The sequence below is a fragment of the Pseudomonas sp. Con_6 genome (genome assembly GCF_059379395.1).
The window spans coordinates 5,782,526-5,800,357 of the sequence record NZ_CM182011.1 but is presented as its reverse complement, the minus strand read 5'-3'; the positions used below and the strand labels follow the sequence as shown (position 1 = coordinate 5,800,357).

15 protein-coding genes are annotated in these 17,832 nt (G+C 64.2%); 12 read left to right on the top strand and 3 right to left on the bottom strand.

The annotated features are described in order from the left end of the window. Nucleotides 1-2: 2 nt before the first annotated feature. A complete protein-coding gene (gene xseA, locus AC5QPF_RS26145; protein ID WP_494960550.1) occupies nucleotides 3-1,382 on the bottom strand; it encodes an exodeoxyribonuclease VII large subunit in 1,380 nt (459 codons plus the stop codon). Between the two features lie 417 nt (nucleotides 1,383-1,799). Between xseA and AC5QPF_RS26140 the strand changes: the two genes are divergently transcribed. Genes AC5QPF_RS26140 through AC5QPF_RS26105 form a run of 8 tightly spaced genes read left to right on the top strand, consistent with a single transcriptional unit; the run spans nucleotide 1,800 to nucleotide 12,147 of the window. After that, complete coding sequence (locus AC5QPF_RS26140) at nucleotides 1,800-2,984, top strand: LuxE/PaaK family acyltransferase (RefSeq protein ID WP_494960549.1); 1,185 nt, start codon at nucleotides 1,800-1,802, stop codon at nucleotides 2,982-2,984. 32 nt (nucleotides 2,985-3,016) lie between these two features. Further along, complete coding sequence (locus AC5QPF_RS26135; protein WP_494960548.1) at nucleotides 3,017-3,376, top strand: iron-sulfur cluster assembly scaffold protein; 360 nt, start codon at nucleotides 3,017-3,019, stop codon at nucleotides 3,374-3,376. Between the two features lie 10 nt (nucleotides 3,377-3,386). Beyond that, nucleotides 3,387-4,577: an aminotransferase class V-fold PLP-dependent enzyme gene (locus AC5QPF_RS26130; protein WP_494960547.1), complete on the top strand. Its 1,191-nt coding sequence runs from the start codon at nucleotides 3,387-3,389 to the stop codon at nucleotides 4,575-4,577. Further along, nucleotides 4,574-6,352 (top strand): AMP-binding protein, encoded by a 1,779-nt coding sequence (locus AC5QPF_RS26125; RefSeq protein WP_494960546.1) that lies wholly within the window; start codon nucleotides 4,574-4,576, stop codon nucleotides 6,350-6,352. The genes AC5QPF_RS26130 and AC5QPF_RS26125 overlap by 4 nt, the downstream gene beginning before the upstream one ends. After that, nucleotides 6,349-6,693: a phosphopantetheine-binding protein gene (locus AC5QPF_RS26120; protein ID WP_494960545.1), complete on the top strand. Its 345-nt coding sequence runs from the start codon at nucleotides 6,349-6,351 to the stop codon at nucleotides 6,691-6,693. The genes AC5QPF_RS26125 and AC5QPF_RS26120 overlap by 4 nt, the downstream gene beginning before the upstream one ends. After that, nucleotides 6,694-7,743 carry an NAD(P)-binding domain-containing protein gene (locus AC5QPF_RS26115; RefSeq protein ID WP_494960544.1) on the top strand — a complete coding sequence of 350 codons (1,050 nt, stop codon included), beginning with the start codon at nucleotides 6,694-6,696 and terminating at the stop codon, nucleotides 7,741-7,743. A 29-nt stretch (nucleotides 7,744-7,772) separates the two neighbouring features. Continuing rightward, nucleotides 7,773-10,922, top strand: coding sequence for an outer membrane lipoprotein-sorting protein (locus AC5QPF_RS26110; RefSeq protein WP_494960543.1), 3,150 nt, complete (start codon nucleotides 7,773-7,775; stop codon nucleotides 10,920-10,922). A gap of 4 nt (nucleotides 10,923-10,926) precedes the next feature. Further along, a complete protein-coding gene (locus AC5QPF_RS26105; RefSeq protein ID WP_494960542.1) occupies nucleotides 10,927-12,147 on the top strand; it encodes a DUF1302 family protein in 1,221 nt (406 codons plus the stop codon). A gap of 137 nt (nucleotides 12,148-12,284) precedes the next feature. On the opposite strand, the gene AC5QPF_RS26100 is transcribed toward AC5QPF_RS26105, so the two are convergent. Beyond that, nucleotides 12,285-13,064 carry a transglutaminase domain-containing protein gene (locus AC5QPF_RS26100; protein ID WP_494960541.1) on the bottom strand — a complete coding sequence of 260 codons (780 nt, stop codon included), beginning with the start codon at nucleotides 13,062-13,064 and terminating at the stop codon, nucleotides 12,285-12,287. Nucleotides 13,065-13,115: 51 nt separating this feature from the next. After that, the gene (locus AC5QPF_RS26095; protein WP_494960540.1) at nucleotides 13,116-14,000 is read right to left on the bottom strand and encodes a LysR substrate-binding domain-containing protein; all 885 of its coding nucleotides are present in this window, start codon (nucleotides 13,998-14,000) and stop codon (nucleotides 13,116-13,118) included. A gap of 116 nt (nucleotides 14,001-14,116) precedes the next feature. Here AC5QPF_RS26095 and AC5QPF_RS26090 point away from each other — a divergent pair, with 116 nt between their 5' ends. The 4 genes from AC5QPF_RS26090 to guaB all read left to right on the top strand — a co-directional run bounded on the left by AC5QPF_RS26090 (nucleotide 14,117) and on the right by guaB (nucleotide 17,777). After that, nucleotides 14,117-14,881 (top strand): TSUP family transporter, encoded by a 765-nt coding sequence (locus AC5QPF_RS26090; protein WP_494964251.1) that lies wholly within the window; start codon nucleotides 14,117-14,119, stop codon nucleotides 14,879-14,881. A gap of 122 nt (nucleotides 14,882-15,003) precedes the next feature. Further along, complete coding sequence (locus AC5QPF_RS26085; RefSeq protein WP_494960539.1) at nucleotides 15,004-15,624, top strand: hypothetical protein; 621 nt, start codon at nucleotides 15,004-15,006, stop codon at nucleotides 15,622-15,624. Nucleotides 15,625-15,664: 40 nt separating this feature from the next. Further along, nucleotides 15,665-16,222, top strand: a complete 558-nt coding sequence (locus tag AC5QPF_RS26080) for a sugar ABC transporter ATPase (RefSeq protein ID WP_494960538.1) — start codon at nucleotides 15,665-15,667, stop codon at nucleotides 16,220-16,222. A gap of 85 nt (nucleotides 16,223-16,307) precedes the next feature. Then, entirely contained in the window at nucleotides 16,308-17,777 is a 1,470-nt protein-coding gene (gene guaB / locus AC5QPF_RS26075; RefSeq protein ID WP_494960537.1) for an IMP dehydrogenase, read from the top strand. The last annotated feature ends 55 nt before the right edge of the window (nucleotides 17,778-17,832 follow it).

The following is a 17,832-nucleotide window of genomic DNA, read 5'->3' as shown; positions in this document are numbered from 1 at the left end:
TGTCAGTCCAGAAGGGAAAGCGTGACCGGAGTCTGGTGGTTGTCCTCGACCCGCACCAGCAGCTCGCCTTCGCCGAGGCGGGCTTTCAGGCGCTGGCCGTTCTGCGTCTGCGCGGCGCTGCGGATCGCTTGGCCACGCTCGTCGAGGAGAATGCTGTAGCCGCGGCCTAGGGTCGCCAGCGGGCTGACCACTTCGAGCATCTGCACCTGGGCCTGGAGGCGTTGGCGACGGTCCTTGAGGGCGTCGCGCATGGCTTTGGGCAGGCGTTCGGCGAGGTTGTCCAGACGCTGCTTGAGCAGGGCCAGGGTGCGCCCCGGATGCTGCGCGGCGAGGCGCGTGTCGAGGCGGGCCAGGCGTTCGCGACGCTGGTTCAGGCGCTGTTCGAAGGCGCGGCGCAGGCGCATGTCGAGGTCGTCGAGACGCTGCGCCTGCTGGCGCAGGCGCTCACCGGGATGGCGCAGGCGCCGTGCCAGGCCATCGAGGCGCAGGCGGTCGTGGGCCAGGCGGCTCTGCATGCGCATCAGCAGGCGTCGTTGCAGGCTTTCCAGGCGCCGTTGCAGGTCGCTGCTGTCCGGTGCCAGCAGCTCGGCGGCGGCGGACGGCGTGGGGGCGCGGACGTCGGCGACGAAGTCGCTGATGGACACGTCGGTTTCATGTCCCACGGCGCTGACGATCGGCGTGACGCAGGCGGCGATGGCGCGGGCCACGGCCTCCTCGTTGAAGCACCAGAGGTCTTCCAGTGAGCCGCCGCCACGGGCCAGGATCAGCGCGTCGAAGCCCTGGGCATCGGCTTTCTGGATGGCCCGGACGATCTGGCCGATGGCCTCGCGACCCTGCACGGCGGTGGGCAGCAGGTTAAGCTCGACCTGTGGCGCGCGGCGGCGGAACACGCTGATGATGTCGCGGATCACCGCGCCGGTGGGCGAACTGATGATGCCGATGCGCTGCGGATGGGCGGGCAGGGCGCGTTTGCGTTCGGCGGCGAACAGACCTTCGGCGCCGAGCTTTTCCTTCAGCGCTTCGAAGGCCAGGCGCAGGGCGCCGTCGCCGGCCGGCTCGACGGTGTCGAGGATCAGTTGGTAGTCGCCACGGCCCTCGAACAGCGAGACCTTGCCGCGGACCTTGACCGCCAGGCCGTCGCGCAAAGCCTGGCGCACCCGTGCGGCGTTGTTGCGGAACAGCGCACAGCGCACCTGGGCACCGCTGTCCTTGAGGGTGAAGTAGACATGGCCGGAAGCCGGGCGGGCGAGGTTGGATATCTCGCCCTCGACCCAGATGCTGCTGAAGACATCTTCCAGCAGCACGCGGGCGCGGCCGTTGAGTTGGCTGACGGTGAGGACTTCACGGTCCAGGCCGAGGCGTTCGAAAGGGTCTCTGATCATGGGGCGGGACTATAAAGGATTGCGGGGCAAGGTGTCGTGGGTTGACGTGGGGCAACCCTGGAGTCATTAAAGCCTTTCAACCAAGTCATTGCTTGACTCTGTAGTCACTAGAGGGTTTATCGTCCGCCAATCGAAGTACCAAAGGACCGCGCAAACCAGCCCCGGGTTTGTGAACTTCAACAAGGATGTTGATGAAATGAAAGATCCCTGACGCCCCCCGTTAATAACCCGAAGACTGAGTTTTTCGGGTACCTGCGCATGTCATCGCACTACACGGCCTGATTTGAAAAGGGCTGTTGTACGGACAGTTTCGCGCTGGAAAAACATCAATCAAAAGATCGAAGCCTCGACGTTCGATCTGCGGTTCTCTGCGCTTGTGTGTCTTTGAAACAACCATCAATGGAAATGAGGAACTTCATGAACAGCAGCGATTTTTCGGCACGTTTGAAAGAACTGGGTATCGATCCGCTTAAAGCGGCCGCCGCCTCGGTTTCGGAACTTTATAGATTGCCGCAGGAGACGCTCGATGAAATCAAGACTTCACTGATCATCGAGGCGTTCAGATTCCATTACCGCAACAATGCCTATTACCGTCAGGCCTGCACGAACAAGGGCATCGACGAAAACACCATCGCCACCTTCGACGACCTGATCCGCATTCCCCTGGTGCCGATCGCCAAGTTCAAGTCCGCCAGCAGTCATGAACTGCTGTCCAAGCCGCTGGCGCAGATCGAGCACGAAATGCGCAGCACCGGCACCAGCGGCATCCCGAGTATTTCCCGGCGTTGCCACGAGACCGTCGACGTTGCGGTGGTGGCGATCTATGCGATGTACCGCGAGTTCCTCGGCATCTCCAAGGGCGCCGGGCTCTATATTTGCCCGTCCACCGAGGAAATCCCGGAAATGGGCATGATCAAGGCGCTCAACATGCTCGCCGGCCTGCTCGACACCCATGAGTTCATGGTCAAGCAGGAGCGCTTCGTCCCCGAGCAGGCCATTGCGCAGCTCAAAGGCTGGGAAAACCAGTTCACCCGCCACATCATCGGCCCGCCGTTCCTGATCCATCGCCTGCTGCAGTTCCTCAAGCAGACCGGCCAGCGCCTGACCCTCGACCGCGGCAGCCGGGTCATCACCCTCGGCGGCTGGAAGCGCTTTACCGGGCAGATGATCTCGCGCCGCGAATTCAACCTGATGTGCCAGGAATACCTCGGCATCGACCCAGGGTCGGTGCGAGACATCTATGCCCTGGTGGAATCCAACGTCATGGCCATCGACGACGAGCATCAGATCAAGCACGTGTCGCCCTACGTGCACTTCACCGTGCGCGACATGAACGACCTGAGCCGTGAAGTCGCCGCGGGCGAGAAGGGCGTGCTGGGCATCCTCGATCCGCTGGCCCTGGCCACCCCGGGCATGATCCTGACCGAGGACATCGTCGTCCTGCTGCCGGGTGAAAGTCCTTCGGGTCGCAGTGGCCAGCGCATGGAGTACGTCATGCGTGCACCGTCCTCGCTGGAGTTCGGTTGCTGTGCGGTGAACCTGGAAAAAACCATGGATGAACAGACCTCCGACCAGCCTTCGGTATGCCCGATCGCCAACTGATGGATATGGACCTCGCAAAAGGACATTGATCTATGTTCAACGACATTATCGTCAAGAACTTCTCCGACCCTGTATATGCCGCCGAACTTGATGAACAAGCCGCGGCCATCGAACTGGGCAACCCGGTATGCGGTGATCGCATTCGCGTGCAGTTCGAGGTCAACGATCACGTTATTCAGGGCGTGCGTTACCAAGCGTGGGGCTGTGCAACTTCCCTGGCCACCGGAAACATATTTTGCGCGCAGATAGACGGTAAGTCCCTGGACGATATCGAGCGTATCGAAAGTTCCGATATGGCCGGGATGCTGGGCGAAATAGAACCGTCGCAACACCATTGCCTGGAAATGCTCAATTCACTCTTTGCCCGGCTACGGCAATACAACGCCGCCTGAGGAAGAACGGATGTCGACCCACGGTTATTTCGATTACAACGCTACGACGCCGATGTACAAAGAAGCCTGCCACGCCTTGAGCGAGGCCCTGCATCACTTCGGCAATCCGTCGAGCGTCTACACGCTGGCCCGGCAGAACCGCAACGCCCTGGCCACGGCGCGGCAGCAGGTCGCCGGCCTGATGAGCTGCGCGCCGAACGAGCTGACGTTCACCTCGGGCGGTACCGAGGCCAACAACTGGGCGATCAAGGGGGCTTTGCTCGCTTGCGGCGCCATCGGCAGGGTCGCGCGGCCCACCCACGTGATCATCTCGGCGATCGAGCATTCCTCGATCCTTGAAATCGCCGCTCACCTGGAGCGGGTCTTCGGCTTCGAGGTCACCCGACTGGCGCCGGACCGGGAAGGGCTGGTCAGTGCCGAGCGGGTGCGCCAGGCCCTGCGCGAGGACACGCGGCTGGTTTCGATCATGCTGATGAACAACGAAGTCGGAACCTTGCAGCCGGTGGGCGAGATCGCCCAGGTGCTGCAGGGACGTGGCATCCATTTTCATGTCGATGGCGTGCAGGCGGTCGGCAAGATCCCGGTGGATGTGCAGGCGCTGGGTGTCGATACCCTGTCGTTTGCGGGCCACAAGTTCTGCGGTCCCAAGGGCATCGGTGGCCTGTACCTGCGCAGCGGGGTGGTGCTTGAGCCGCTGCTGCATGGTGGTGGCCAGGAAGGCGGCCTGCGCGGTGGCACCGAGGCCTCGGCGCTGGTCACCGCCATGGGCGTGGCGGCCGAGGTGGCGGCGGCGACCATGCCCGAGACCATCGCCCGCATGGCCGTGTACCGCGAGCACCTGATCCAGCAACTGCAACAGCGGATTCGCGGTGTCACCATCAACGGCTCGGCTGACCGGACGAAGCAGGCACCGAACACCCTCAGCGTCTGCATCGACGGCATCCGCGCCGAATCCCTGGCCGCGCTGCTGGACCAGATGCACGGTATCCAGGTATCGCTGGGCTCGGCCTGCTCCAGCAACAACGCCAAGTCGCTGTCCCATGTGCTGCTGGCGATGGGGCTCGGCGAAGCGGCGATCCAGTCGACCATGCGCGTCAGCCTCGGCCCGCTGACCACCGAGGACAGTCTGGAGCGCTTCGTCACTGCGGTGGAGGCGGGGATCCGCATGCTGCGTCGGATCAACGGCGAGGTGCCGGCATGAACGGCACGATTGCGCTGGACCGCGCCGCGACCCTGCTCGACTGCCTCGACCACTACGCGGCCTGCCAGCCCGAGGCGCCGGCCTACACCTTTGTCGGGCACAAGGAGACCGACCGCCAGGTGCTCAGCTATGGCGAACTGCACCAGCGTGCGACGCGTTACGCGGCGATGCTGCAGGAGGCCGGGCTGGCGCAGCGCAATGTGCTGCTGTTGTTTCCGACCGGGCTGGATTTCATCATCGCTTTCTTCGCCTGCGCTTATGCGCGGGCGGTAGCGATCCCGGCCAACCTGGCGCGCAACAGCCACCATTACACCCGGCTCGGACAGATCGTCGACAACGCGGACGCCGTCGCCGTGCTGACCGTGGCTGATCTGCAGGCGTCGATTGCCGAAGGGTTGGGGCAGCAGCGTGCTGCTCTGGCGTTTCATTGCGAGCCGGACGAGCCCCTGCAGGTCACTCCGCCTCTGGCACGTCCGGACCCCGGGCAACTGGCGTTCATCCAGTACACCTCCGGCTCCACCGGGGTGCCCAAGGGCGTGATGATTCGCCATGCGCAACTGATCGCCAACGAACGCGCCATTCAGTCAGTGTCGGGCCTGTGCGAGGGGTTCGTCGGTGCTGGCTGGCTGCCGCAATTCCATGACATGGGCCTGATCGGTGCGCTGCTGCAACCCATCGCGTTGGGCGGCCACTATGTATTTATGTCGCCCCTGCATTTTCTGCAACGCCCTCTGCGCTGGCTGACCCTGCTCAGCCAGTACCGGGCCGTGGCGACTGCAGCACCCAATTTCGCCTTGGCCCTGTGCGTGCAGGCCGAGATGGACGACGTGAGCGCCGCGCAACTGGACCTGTCGGCTCTGCGCATCCTCTTCTGCGGGGCCGAGCCAGTCAGTGCCGCGGTGCTGGCGGGCTTCGAGGACAGGTTCGCCCGCCATGGCCTGCGGGCCGGCACGGTCACGCCGTGCTACGGCCTGGCGGAAGCGACCCTGATCGTCTCCGGTGGCCAGGTCGAAGATGCGCCACGGGTCCTGCACGTTGCGCGCAAAGCGCTGGAAAGCGGCCAGGTGCGTTCCGCTGATGTGGACGACCCGGACCCGCAGGCGCTGGTCAGTTGCGGTCCGGTGGTGTGTGAGCACCAGATAGCGATCGTCGATCCCGACAGCTTGCACGTGCTGGGTGACGGCCAGAGCGGCGAAGTATGGTTCGCCGGCCCCAGCGTCGCCGCGGGCTATTGGGCCAATGCCGAAGCCAGCGCGGCGACCTTCGCCGCTACCACCGCCTGCGGCCGCGGGCCCTGGATGCGCACCGGCGACCTGGGTTTCACCCAGGCGGGGAGTCTGTACATCGCCGGTCGCATCAAGGAACTGATCATCCTGCGCGGGCGCAACATTCATCCCCACGACCTTGAAGCCAGCCTGCGCGAAGCACTGCCGGTAGCCGGCGAGGCGGCCATCGCCGTGTTCGCCGTGGAGACCGGCGGAACGCCACGGGTGGTCGCCTATATCGAGTTTCCGCGCCGCGACCGCCAGGCTGCCGCGCTGGACTTCGCCGCCCTCAGCCGGCACCTGCGGGCGGCGGCGATGAGCGTCCACGAGGTGCGCCTGGAAGACATCGTCTATCTGTACCAGGGCGCGATCCCGCGCACTTCCAGCGGCAAGGTGCAGCGCCACGTGTGCGCCAGGCACTACCTGGACGGCAGCATCGAGGAGCACCGCCTGCTGATCCACTCCACCCGCCAATCCAACCCGTCTCGCCTGGAGGCCATCGCGCCATGAATTCCGAATCCACTGTTTGCGCTTCGCTGCCCGATGCCTCGTGGTCCAGCGAAGCAGGCCTGGCTGCGGTCAAGGCACTGATCACGACCCGCCTGCAGGACTACCTGCGGGTCCACCAGCCGGATTTCGCCGAGGAGATCCACGACAACCTGTCGTTCGACTACATCGGCCTCGATTCGGTGGCCCGGGTCGAGTTGATCGCGGCGCTGGAGCGGCACCTCGGCATCGCCCTCGACCCGACCGCAGCGTATGACTTCGTCACTGTCGGCGCCCTGGCCAGCTTCGTCTGGTCGGAGCTGTCCGGCGAGTCCCTGGACCTGAAAGCCACGCTGGGGGTGTGAATGCTCGACTGTCTCGTTATCGGTGGCGGGCAATCGGGCCTGCTGTGCGGGCACCTGTTGGCGCAGGCCGGCGTCGGCTACCGGGTGGTCGATGCCGGTCCGCGCGCCGGGGAGGTCTGGCGCCAGCGCCCGGCCAGCCTGCGCCTGTTCACCTCGCGTCAGTTCTGTCGCCTGGCGGATCTGGAGATGCCCGGCGATCCGCAGGGCTATGCGTCCGGCCATGAGTTTGCCGACTATCTCGACGCCTTCGCCCGAGCCAAGCAGGTGCAGGTGTCCTGGTCCACCCGGGTGCGGCGTCTGCGCCAGGTGAGCGGGGGCTTCGAGGCCGAGTTCGACAACGGCGACACGCTGCGCTGCCGCAGCGTGATCAACGCCACCGGCTCGAATCAGGCCGCAGTCGTGCCTGAGTATGCGCGCAAGCTGGGTGCGGAGATCGTGCAGCTCACGGCCGGGCAGTTCCACGATGCGGATTTCCTGCCCGCTGGTTCGCGCGTTGCCGTGGTCGGTGATGGCGCCAGCGGCCGGCAGATCGCCCAGGAACTGGCCGGCCGGCACCGCGTGCTGCTCGCCTGTGGTCGCCAGCGCAAGCTGGTGCCCAACCAGGTGTTGGGCAAGGACGTGTTCTGGTGGCTGGGCAAGTTGGGAATATTGTTCGCGCGTCACGATAGTTGGGTCGCCGGCATGCTCCGCAAACGCGATCCCATTCCGGTGGCCAGCGCCAACAACGGGAAACTTGCGCAACTTGGTGTGGCTATAAAAAACCGCGCGATCGATGCCGACGAAACCGGCCTGAAGTTCCAGGACCAGGGGGCCGAGGTGGTCCAGGCAGTGATCTGGTGCAACGGTTATCGGGAAGATATCAGCTGGCTGGAAATGCCCGGCGCAGAGACCTTTGGCGCCACGATCGGGCATCAGGGGCGAACGTCTCAGGCGGGCTTTTTCCTGATGGGGCGCAAGTGGCTGAGTTGTCGCGCTTCGGAGCTGGTGGTCGGCGCTAATGACGATGCCGCGACCGTCATCGAACATGTCCGGGCGCATCTGGGCGACTAATCGAAGTTCATCTGAAGGATGAGTTGATCATGATTGGAAATACAGTTGCCTGGATCGTCAGATTCAGGTTGTGGGTTCTTATTGTCCTGGGTTTGACCACGGTGCTGTTCGCCACGCAGGTCAGGAACCTGCAGATCGTCATCAATCCCAACACCATGTTGCCTCAGGCGCACCCTAGCGTGATCGGCACCAACGTGGCGGAATCACTGTTCGGTTCCAAGCACGTGGTGGTGATCGGCATCAGCGCGGCCAATGGCGGCACCGCGCTGACGGCGCCGATCCTCGATACCCTCGGCGCACTGGCCAGGGACATCAGCGTGCTGCCCGGGGTCAAGGCACACACCCTGATGAGCGTGACGGCGAACAAGGCCAAGTCGATTTCCGGTGACGCCGACGAGATGCGCGTTGATCCGCTGCTGGAAACGCCTGTCGACGACCACGCCATTGCCCTGCTGCGCGAGCGCCTGGCGAGCAACCCGGTGTACCGCGGCACGCTGGTCGCCGAGGATGGCAGCCTGGTCTCGCTGTCGTTCGCCATCCATGCCGACCAGGGCGGTTTTCGCAAGATCATGGATGGCGTGCAACGGGTCATCGACACGCATCAGGCGCAGGGCCTGAAGATCACCGCCAGCGGTTCGCCGGTGTTCTTCGCCGCGGTTGAGCGTTTCGCCCAGCGCATGGCCATCCTGTTTCCCATTGCCTTGCTGATCATCGGCCTGATCCACCTGGAAGCCTTCCGGACTGTCCAGGGCCTGGTCTTGCCGCTGGTCACTGCGGTCCTCGCGGTGGTCTGGGGCCTGGGCATCATGGGCGCGGTCGGGGTGCCGATGGATGCATTCAACGCGACCACGCCGATCCTGATCCTGGCGGTCGCCGCCGGGCATGCGGTACAGATCCTCAAGCGTTACTACGAGGAATACGACCGGCTGACCCAGGGCGGTGCCAAGGGTACGCCGCAGCAACTCAACGACCAGGCGATCATCCAGTCCCTCAGCCGCGTCGCGCCGGTGATGCTGACCGCAGGCGGCGTGGCGGCGCTGGGGTTCTTTTCCCTGGTCACCTTTGAAATCGCCACCATCCGCACCTTCGGCCTGTTCACCGGGCTGGGCATCCTCAGCGCGCTGTTCATCGAACTGACGTTCATTCCGGCCCTGCGCAGTTACCTGCCGGCGCCTGCGGTCAAGCCCGTTGCCGTCAGGCAGGGCCCGCGGGTCTGGGACCGCCTGGCCGAGCAATTGACCCGGCTGATCCTGCGGCGACGCGGTGTGATCCTTTCGGCCTTCCTGGCGACTGCGCTGCTGTCCTCGGTCGGCCTGCTGTTCCTCAACAAGGAAAACTCGACCAAGAGCTACTTCGGCAGCAGCCTGCCGGTGTACCAGGACGACGACTTCCTCAATCGCAAGCTGGCCGGTACCAACACCCTCTACGTGGTGTTCCAGGGTGACCGGGCCGACAGCATGAAGGACCCGCGCACCCTGCAACTGATCGAGAGCACCCAGCGCTTCATCGAGACCTTGCCGGAGGTGGGCAAGACCACCTCTATCGTCGACTTCATCAAGCAGATGAGCCAGTCGATGAACGCCGGTGATCCGGGCTTCTTCCGCGTGCCCGAGTCCCGGGACATGGTCTCGCAGTACCTGCTGCTGTACTCGATGTCCGGTGACCCCACCGACTTCGACGCCTACATCGACTACGACTACCGCAATGCCAGCCTGATCGTCTGGACCCGCAACGACAGCAGCACCTACGCCGCCGGTCTGGTGGACATCATCCGCAGTTACGTCGCAGAGCGCCTGCCGCCCGGCGTGACGGTGCAGATCGGTGGCAGCGTGCCGCAGTCTTCGGCCCTGAGCGAAACCCTGGTGCACGGCAAGATGATGAACATCCTGCAAATGATGGGGGTGATCCTGCTGGCCGGCGCGCTGGTGTTCCGTTCGCCCTTGGGCGGCATCTACCTGGTGGTTCCGTTGGCCGTCACGGTGCTGGTCAACCTCGGGGTGATGGGCGCCACCGGCATTCCGCTGAACACACCGAACTCGGTGGCCTCGGCCATGGCCATCGGCATCGGCGCCGACTACGCCATCTACATCCTCTATCGCATGCGCGAGGAACTGCGCCGGGTCGACGATTTCGACACGGCTCTGCAGGAAACCATGCGCACGGCCGGCAAGGCGGTGGTCTACGTGGCCACGGCAATCGCCGGCGGTTACTCGGTGCTGATGCTGTCGTTCAACTTCTACATCCATATCTGGTTCGGCTTCCTCATCGTGCTGTCGATGATCGTCAGCGCGTTGTGTGCCCTGGTGCTGATCCCGGCGCTGATGAAAGCCTTCCCGCCGACCTTCCTGCGAGACCCTGCCATGAAGAAACCACTTCCCGGAGCGGCCATGCTGCTCGTGCTGGCCGTTGCTGCCGGTTTACTCGTCCAGCCAGGCCGCGCCTTCGCCGGGGCTGCCGATGCCGACGAAATCATGTCGCGCAGCTACCAGGCGACCCGCATGGACAGCTCGCTGGCGCAGTCGACCTTTACCCTGACTAACGCCTCCGGCCAGGAGCGGGTGCGCAAGACCTTCGCCGCGACGCGGCTCCAGGCCGACGCCACGCACAACCGTCGAGTGATCCGCTTCCTGTCCCCGGGGGATGTGCGCAACACCACCACGCTGATCATCGAGAAGGCTGCGCAGGACGATGTCTGGGTCTACCTGCCGACCCTGAAGAAGGCCCGGCGCCTGGCCAGCAGCAACAACAACCGCAGCTTCGTCGGCACCGACCTGACCTACGGCGACCTGATCGGCCACAAGCCGCAGGACTGGACACACCGCCTGCTGCGCGAAGACACCTGGGAGGGCACGCCGGTGCGGATCATCGAGTCGCTGCCGAAGACCGCGGAAATCGCCAGCAACACTGGTTACTCGAAGCGCATCAGCTGGGTCGCCGACGACTCGTTCGTGGCCCTGAAGGCGGAGCTCTACGACGCCTCCCAGGCGCTGCAGAAGACCGTCGTCAGCAGCGAACTGAAGACCGTCGACGCGGCGCGGCAGAAATACCAGCCAATGCTGGTCAAGGTCAGCAACCACCAGACCGGCCACTCGACCACGGTGCGGATGGACAGCTTCGAGGCCAACGTCGAGGTCGCCGACGCCTACTTCACCAATGGCTACCTCGAACGACAAGAGTGAATCCATGCGCGCTCATCTGCTTGTGTTGATTGCAACTGCCGGCGCTGCTGCCTTCAGCCAGCCCGGCCGGGCGCAGGACCTGCCCTTCGGCGAGTGCCGGGCCGGCTACTGGTCGTCCAACCGCAACCTGGACGACCGTCGGGATATCGCCAAGGGCACCTGCCTGGTCAACTGGAACCTCGATCTCGCCGAGCAGGCGCGCCTGGTCCTGGCCGCGCGCGCCGGGATCGACGATAGCGCCAAGGCTGACGGCTACAGCGGCCGTCTGCGCGAGGGCTACGTCGAGGCCGGCAACGACGGCTGGCGCTGGCGGGTGGGGCGGCAGATCATCGCCTGGGGGCGCTCGGACCGGATCAACCCCACCGACTACCTGTCGCCCCGCGACCTGACCCTGCTGGTGCCCGAAGATGACGAGCAGCGCATGGGCATCAACGCCGTGCAAGTGCGTCATGGCTTCGACGACAGCCTGTCACTCACCGCGGTGCTGGCGGACTTCGACGCCAACCGCATGCCCACCGGCAGCCTGCCCGCCCGGTTGGACAAGCGCGACGAGCCGGACGCCCTGGAAACGGCGCTGAAACTCGACCATGCCGGTGACAGCCTGGACTGGTCGTTGTCCTGGTTCGATGGCTACGAGCGGGCGCCGCGCTATCAGGCCGTGCTGACGCCGTCGCTGCGCTTTATCAGTGCGTACGAGCGCAAGCGCGCGGTGGGTGCGGATTTCGCCTGGGCGACGGGGGAGTGGACCATGCGTGGTGAGTTCGCCCATGAGCGCTTGACCCTGGATTGCTCGGGATGCCGAGACGAGCGGCGCGAGGTGAACCGTATCGTTCTGGGAGCGGATCGCAACTTCGGTGATTCGGGGAACTTCAACGTGCAACTGTTTGGAGTTTTCCGTGACTACCGCGAACCGGCCGGCAGTGGAGTCTTGCGGCTTGTGGAGGAGGGCGTCGACCGGCTGAATTCCGAGTTCGACAGACGGGACTGGGGGATGACCACGCGGGTGTCCGACATGTTCTTCAACGAGCGGTTGAAGCTGGAGTTGTCGGCGGTGGTGGATATCACCGGCAGCAGCTATGTGTTGCGGCCTCGGGCCAGTTATTCAGTGACGGATTCGGTGAAGCTGGGGGCGGGTGTGGATCATTTTCATGGAGCGCGGCAGACGTACTTCGGGGTGAGGGAGAAGAACAGCGTCAAGTTTGTCGAGGTGAGCCTGGTGTTCTGAGGCTGTCCGCACCCGTAACTGCGCTGCATTCGGTGTGGGAGCGGGTTTACCCGCGATTGCGATAATGAATTCACTACCGTAATCGCGGGTGAACCCGCTCCCACAAGGTCCGAGTCAGGCATTCGCCCTATGTTTCCTCAATTTGAAGTGTCGCGGGACTCTCTATGATCGCAAGCGCGACTGGCCGTATCACCTCCCAGCGCCCCTTCGCGAATCCGCCGCACATTGTCATTGAGCACCTTGTAGAAGAAGTTGTGGTACAGCCACCCCTTCACTCCGCTCAGGTTGGTCTTGTGCTCACGGTAGAAATCATCTGGCGAAGCATAGAGCCCCAGTTCCCGGGCGATGCCCTCGCGCTGGATGTAGGTATCCCGCCCGGTCCACTGCACTGCCGGCGTTGCCAGGGACGACGTGGCAACGGCATAGCCGAGGAAGGCATGCTGGCAATTGATGAACCTGTTCTGTACCGCACGCAGGTACTGCGCATCGAGGATCACGCCCTCCAGCACGACCCACTGCCCGTGCAGCTCGACCTCGACCCAGGTGTGCAGGATTTCCCGGGGCGCCATGAAGTAAACGAATGCGGTCATCGCGCCTTTCTGCAGGCGTTTGTCGATGGTGAACGCGCGCAGTCGGCAGGGAATGCCCAGCGCCCGCAGCAAGGCCATGAGCAGGTTCGACTTGGTGTTGCAGTGTCCCAGGCCTTCCTCGAGGATCGCCGAAGCGGGCAGGCTGTCGGCGCCGGCGTTGTAGCCGAAGAGGATTTCGTCGCGGCAGAACTCGTACACGGCCCGTGCTGCCTGTTCAGCAGGCAGTTGGCGCCAGCCACGGGCCTCGATGAGGTTGGTGATCGCCGGGGCATCGAAGTCGAGTATCGCGGTGCGTTGCAGGTAGTTCTGATCCTGTTGGGTGTTCATGGCAAAGCCTCCTTGTTTCTGCCTAGGGTGGACCCTGTAGCTACTTCAGGGTCAAGGTGCCCGCATCTGTGCCAGGAATTGCCTGACCAGTGTTCCGGCATCGCGTCGATAGGCGATCGCCACGGTGCTCACGCAACCTGGGTCGTCCAAGGGAATGAAGCGCAGAGACACCGGAGCGATGTCCTGCATGCAGCGGGGCAGCAGTGCGACGCCGAACCCCGCCTGGATCAGTTGCAACTGGGTGGTCTTGCGCGACACCACCCGCGCCGGCCGTGGAAAGAACCCGGCCGCCATGCACAACTCTGCCGACAGGTAGCTGAGCCCGCCGCGTTGGCGATGGGGGATGGAGATAAAGACCTCTTCGCGCAGGTCCGCGAGTTTCACGCGGGTCTTGCCAGCCAGCACATGGTTTTCCGCTACCGCGAGCAGCAACGGTTCCTCCAGCAGCGGCTCGACGCACAGTCCTTCATGCTGGCGCAGCACCGGCAGACGCAGCAGACCGATATCCAGCCGACCCTCGGCCAGTTCTTCAAGCTGGCCTTCCGAGGAAAGCTGGGCTATCTCCATGGACACGCCCTCGTTGTCATGCAGGTAGCCGCTGACGCGCTGCAGCAGGGCGCCGGTCAACGGCACGGTGCTGGAATGACTCAGGCGCAGGCTGCCGCGCAGGCCCTGGCCGACGGCGCGGGCGAGGTCGCCGGCCTTGTCCAGGTCCTGTAGCAGATTGCGGGCCCGTGGCAGGAACGCCGCGCCTGCTGCGGTCAGGCGCGGCTGGCGGGCAGTGCGTTCGAACAGTGCGGTATCGAGTTGCTGCTCCAGTTCGCGGATCTGCCGGCTCAGGGCCGACTGGGCGATGTACAGGCGTTCGGCGGCGGCGCTGAAGCTGCCGCTCTCGGCGATTTCGACGAAGTAGCGTAACTGGCGGGTGGAAATCATGAGCTATGCCGTTTCGAGATGGCTGATGGCGGAATTGCATATTAGTCGGCATGGCTGCCGGCTGGTTAAGGTGCATTGAAAAACATTGCCAAGGTGCTGCCCGGATGCTCTCGACCCTGTTCGCCCAACTGCCGTTCTCAGCCCTCGACTGGCTACCGATCCTGCTGGGTGTTGCCGCTGCCTACGTGGTCTTCGGCATCGCCGGCTTCGGCACTGCGCTGGTCGCCGGGCCGATCCTGATCAATTTCATGCCGCTGTCGCGGATCATCCCGTTGCTGGTGCTGCTGGATTTCGTCGCCGCCTTCGGCAACTGGCTGCCGGCACGCAAGGCGGTGGCGCGCAGTGAACTGCTGCGCCTGCTGCCGTTCATGGCGCTAGGCTGCACCCTGGGCGTGGTGTTCCTGCTCAACCTGCACGCCGATGTGCTGATGCTGCTGATGGGCCTGTTCGTCACGGCCTATGCGCTGTACAGCCTGGCGGTGAAGGTCAAGCCGGCCAACCTGGCGGCGGGGTGGTCGGTGCCGGCGGGGACCGTGGGCGGACTGTTCGGCGCCCTGTTCGGCAGTGGCGGCTTTCTCTACGCGCTGTACCTCAATGCCCGCCTGGAATCCACAGAGCAGGCGCGGGCGACCCAGAGCGCACTGATCAGTTGCAGTACTGTGGTGCGCTTGAGCCTGTTCCTCATTGCCGGGGTCTATGCCGATTGGCCGTTGCTGCTCCTGGCCCTGTGCCTGCTGCCGATGATGTTCCTTGGCCTGCGTATCGGCCGCCGCCTGACCCTGAACATGTCCCGGGAAGCCTTCGTGCGCCTGGTCACCTGGCTGGTGCTGGCCAGCGGCGTGGCGTTGATCGGTCGCTGGCTGAGTCAGGCCGCCTGGTAAGCGTCGATTTAGAGCCGTTGCGGTCTCTACCTGGTATTTCTGCCAGTTGTTGCCGCTGGTGCGACTTTTAAACTCCGGGACATGCCCTCCACCATCGAGAGGGTTGTTCCGGAGTTACTGCGATGAAAGATATTCAAGCGTTCGTGCGCCACGGTAGCGGCCTGCTGCACCCCTTGTCCAAGGTCGGAGAAAACCGGATCTGGCAGGTCGATCCTCAGCGCGAGCCCGTACAGGGCAGCACCAGCTCCCTCGACCGCCATTTCTCGGCCCTGTTCGAGTTGGTGGAAGGCGAGGAGCGACGGTCGTTCCTGCCCGAGACCGTAACCCTGTTCGATGTTCCGGGGTTCGCCGGCAAGCTCGTCACCGGACGCCATCGTGCTGCGCCACCGCACGAGGCCTACGAAGAGTCGGTAGGGGTCGCCTTTCTCGAAAATGTGCCGAACGGCTCCTACAAACTGGCCGGGTTGGGCGCGGATGCTCCGATCGCCCTCAACTATGGTTTGTACTTCCGCAATCCGCCGTTCTACCCCGACGGCGATGTACTGTGTGACTTCGACGTGCTCAGCGGTACGCTCATCCTGATGAACGACTGGGAGCAGGGTGTGCTTGAGGGGCGTATGCGTGACGTCGTGGTCCGGGTCGACAAGATCGACGACCAGATCGGCATCGGTCCCGATCGCCCTTACGAGTTGAAGATCATCAACGGCAGATTCAAGGTGAGCCTGTCAGATGCCGGCCGCTGACTCGGGTAGACTGGCGCTTTGAACCAATCCGACCGCCGTCATGATCACCCAGAGCATCATCGTTCCCCGCATGTCCTCCATCCCCGTGCACGAAGCCCGCGCACGGGCCATCCTGCGCTGGCTGGTGCGCGAGAAGATCGTCGAGGAAAGCCTCAGCACCTGCGGCGGCACCGGCAACCGCATGGGCCATGCCATCGCCGAGGGTGCGCGCAAGATCGTCGAGCGGCCGGAACTGCTGCCGTTCGGAAAAAGGGTCAACGGCCTGGAGGTCGTCACCAAGCGCTGCATCTATACGCCGAACGAAGGTTTTCTCGAAGAAGCGGGCTGCCCGGAGTGTCGCCAGGAGATCGGCGAGGCCCTGTTCGACAGCCTGGAAGCATGGATGCCGGCGCAGACCGACAACTTCATCTGCCCCGAATGCGCCCACGAAGACGACATCAACGGCTTCCTGTTCCTCCAGCCATGTGCCTTTTCCAACCTGGGCTTCATCTTCAACGGGTGGGCCGACGCCGGTTTCAAGCCGGCCTTCCTCGACGCCTTCGCCGACTGGCTCGACCAGCCGGTGGCCGTGGTGCGGGTGAAGCTGTCGGGCAACTGACCGAAGGCCCATCTTTACATTGAGCGAATCGGCGCGCATGAGTATAATGGCGCGCTTCCATTTTTCCCGCCCGGGAGCCCCCGCGATGCTGCGTATCAGCCAAGAAGCCCTGACCTTCGACGACATTCTCCTTGTACCTGGCTACTCCGAGGTACTGCCCAACGAAGTCAGTCTCAAGACCCGTTTGACCCGTGGCATCGAGCTGAACATTCCGTTGGTTTCCGCCGCCATGGATACCGTGACCGAAGCCCGCCTGGCCATCGCCATGGCCCAGGAAGGCGGCATCGGCATCATCCACAAGAACATGACCATCGAGCAGCAGGCCGGCGAAGTGCGCAAGGTGAAGAAGTTCGAGGCCGGCGTGGTCAAGGACCCGATCACCATCGACGCCGACGCCACCGTGCGCGACCTGTTCGAACTGACCCGCCTGAACAACATCTCCGGTGTGCCGGTGCTGCACAACGGCGACCTGGTCGGCATCGTCACCTCCCGCGACGTGCGTTTCGAATCCCGCCTGGACATCGCCGTCCGTGACGTGATGACCCCGAAAGAGCGCCTGGTCACCGTCCGCGAGGGCGCCGACAAGAACGAAGTCCGCGAGCTGCTGCACAAGCACCGCCTGGAAAAAGTCCTGATCGTCGACGCCGACTTCGCCCTGAAGGGCATGATGACCGTCAAGGACATCGAGAAGGCCAAGGCCTACCCGCTGGCGAGCAAGGACGACCAGGGTCGCCTGCGCGTCGGTGCCGCGGTCGGTACCGGCAAGGACACCGCCGAGCGCGTGGCCGCACTGGTTGCTGCTGGCGTTGACGTTGTCGTCGTCGACACCGCCCACGGTCACTCCAAGGGCGTGATCGACCGCGTTCGCTGGGTGAAAGAGAACTTCCCGCAAGTCCAGGTGATCGGCGGCAACATCGCCACCGGCGCCGCCGCCAAGGCCCTGGCTGAAGCCGGCGCCGACGCGGTCAAGGTCGGCATCGGCCCGGGCTCGATCTGCACCACCCGCATCGTCGCTGGTGTGGGCGTACCGCAGATCAGCGCCATCGCCAACGTTGCCGCTGCCCTCGAAGGCACCGGCGTACCGCTGATCGCCGACGGCGGCATCCGCTTCTCCGGTGACCTGTCCAAGGCCATCGTCGCTGGTGCTTCCTGCGTGATGATGGGTTCGATGTTCGCCGGTACCGAAGAAGCACCGGGCGAGGTCGAGCTGTTCCAGGGCCGCTCCTACAAGGCATACCGCGGCATGGGTTCGCTGGGTGCCATGGCCCAGGCGCAAGGTTCCTCCGACCGTTACTTCCAGGACTCCTCGGCCGGCGCCGAGAAGCTGGTACCGGAAGGCATCGAAGGCCGCGTCCCGTACAAGGGCGCCCTGGCCGCGATCATCCACCAACTGATGGGTGGCCTGCGTTCCTCGATGGGCTACACCGGTAGCGCCAACATCGAAGAGATGCGCACCAAGCCCGAGTTCGTGCGCATCACCGGTGCCGGCATGGCCGAGTCCCACGTGCATGACGTACAGATCACCAAGGAAGCGCCAAACTACCGCGTAGGTTGATGCTCCTGGCAACACCTTGAAGCGGGGCTGTTATCGAACAGCCCCGCGTCGTTTC

What these genes read in the sequence shown, in the direction of transcription:
- xseA (WP_494960550.1), bottom strand. Translation starts at nt 1,382, where the DNA reads ATGATCAGAGACCCTTTCGAACGCCTCGGCCTGGACCGTGAAGTCCTC.
- AC5QPF_RS26140 (WP_494960549.1), top strand. Translation starts at nt 1,800, where the DNA reads ATGAACAGCAGCGATTTTTCGGCACGTTTGAAAGAACTGGGTATCGAT.
- AC5QPF_RS26135 (WP_494960548.1), top strand. Translation starts at nt 3,017, where the DNA reads ATGTTCAACGACATTATCGTCAAGAACTTCTCCGACCCTGTATATGCC.
- AC5QPF_RS26130 (WP_494960547.1), top strand. Translation starts at nt 3,387, where the DNA reads ATGTCGACCCACGGTTATTTCGATTACAACGCTACGACGCCGATGTAC.
- AC5QPF_RS26125 (WP_494960546.1), top strand. Translation starts at nt 4,574, where the DNA reads ATGAACGGCACGATTGCGCTGGACCGCGCCGCGACCCTGCTCGACTGC.
- AC5QPF_RS26120 (WP_494960545.1), top strand. Translation starts at nt 6,349, where the DNA reads ATGAATTCCGAATCCACTGTTTGCGCTTCGCTGCCCGATGCCTCGTGG.
- AC5QPF_RS26115 (WP_494960544.1), top strand. Translation starts at nt 6,694, where the DNA reads ATGCTCGACTGTCTCGTTATCGGTGGCGGGCAATCGGGCCTGCTGTGC.
- AC5QPF_RS26110 (WP_494960543.1), top strand. Translation starts at nt 7,773, where the DNA reads ATGATTGGAAATACAGTTGCCTGGATCGTCAGATTCAGGTTGTGGGTT.
- AC5QPF_RS26105 (WP_494960542.1), top strand. Translation starts at nt 10,927, where the DNA reads ATGCGCGCTCATCTGCTTGTGTTGATTGCAACTGCCGGCGCTGCTGCC.
- AC5QPF_RS26100 (WP_494960541.1), bottom strand. Translation starts at nt 13,064, where the DNA reads ATGAACACCCAACAGGATCAGAACTACCTGCAACGCACCGCGATACTC.
- AC5QPF_RS26095 (WP_494960540.1), bottom strand. Translation starts at nt 14,000, where the DNA reads ATGATTTCCACCCGCCAGTTACGCTACTTCGTCGAAATCGCCGAGAGC.
- AC5QPF_RS26085 (WP_494960539.1), top strand. Translation starts at nt 15,004, where the DNA reads ATGAAAGATATTCAAGCGTTCGTGCGCCACGGTAGCGGCCTGCTGCAC.
- AC5QPF_RS26080 (WP_494960538.1), top strand. Translation starts at nt 15,665, where the DNA reads ATGATCACCCAGAGCATCATCGTTCCCCGCATGTCCTCCATCCCCGTG.
- guaB (WP_494960537.1), top strand. Translation starts at nt 16,308, where the DNA reads ATGCTGCGTATCAGCCAAGAAGCCCTGACCTTCGACGACATTCTCCTT.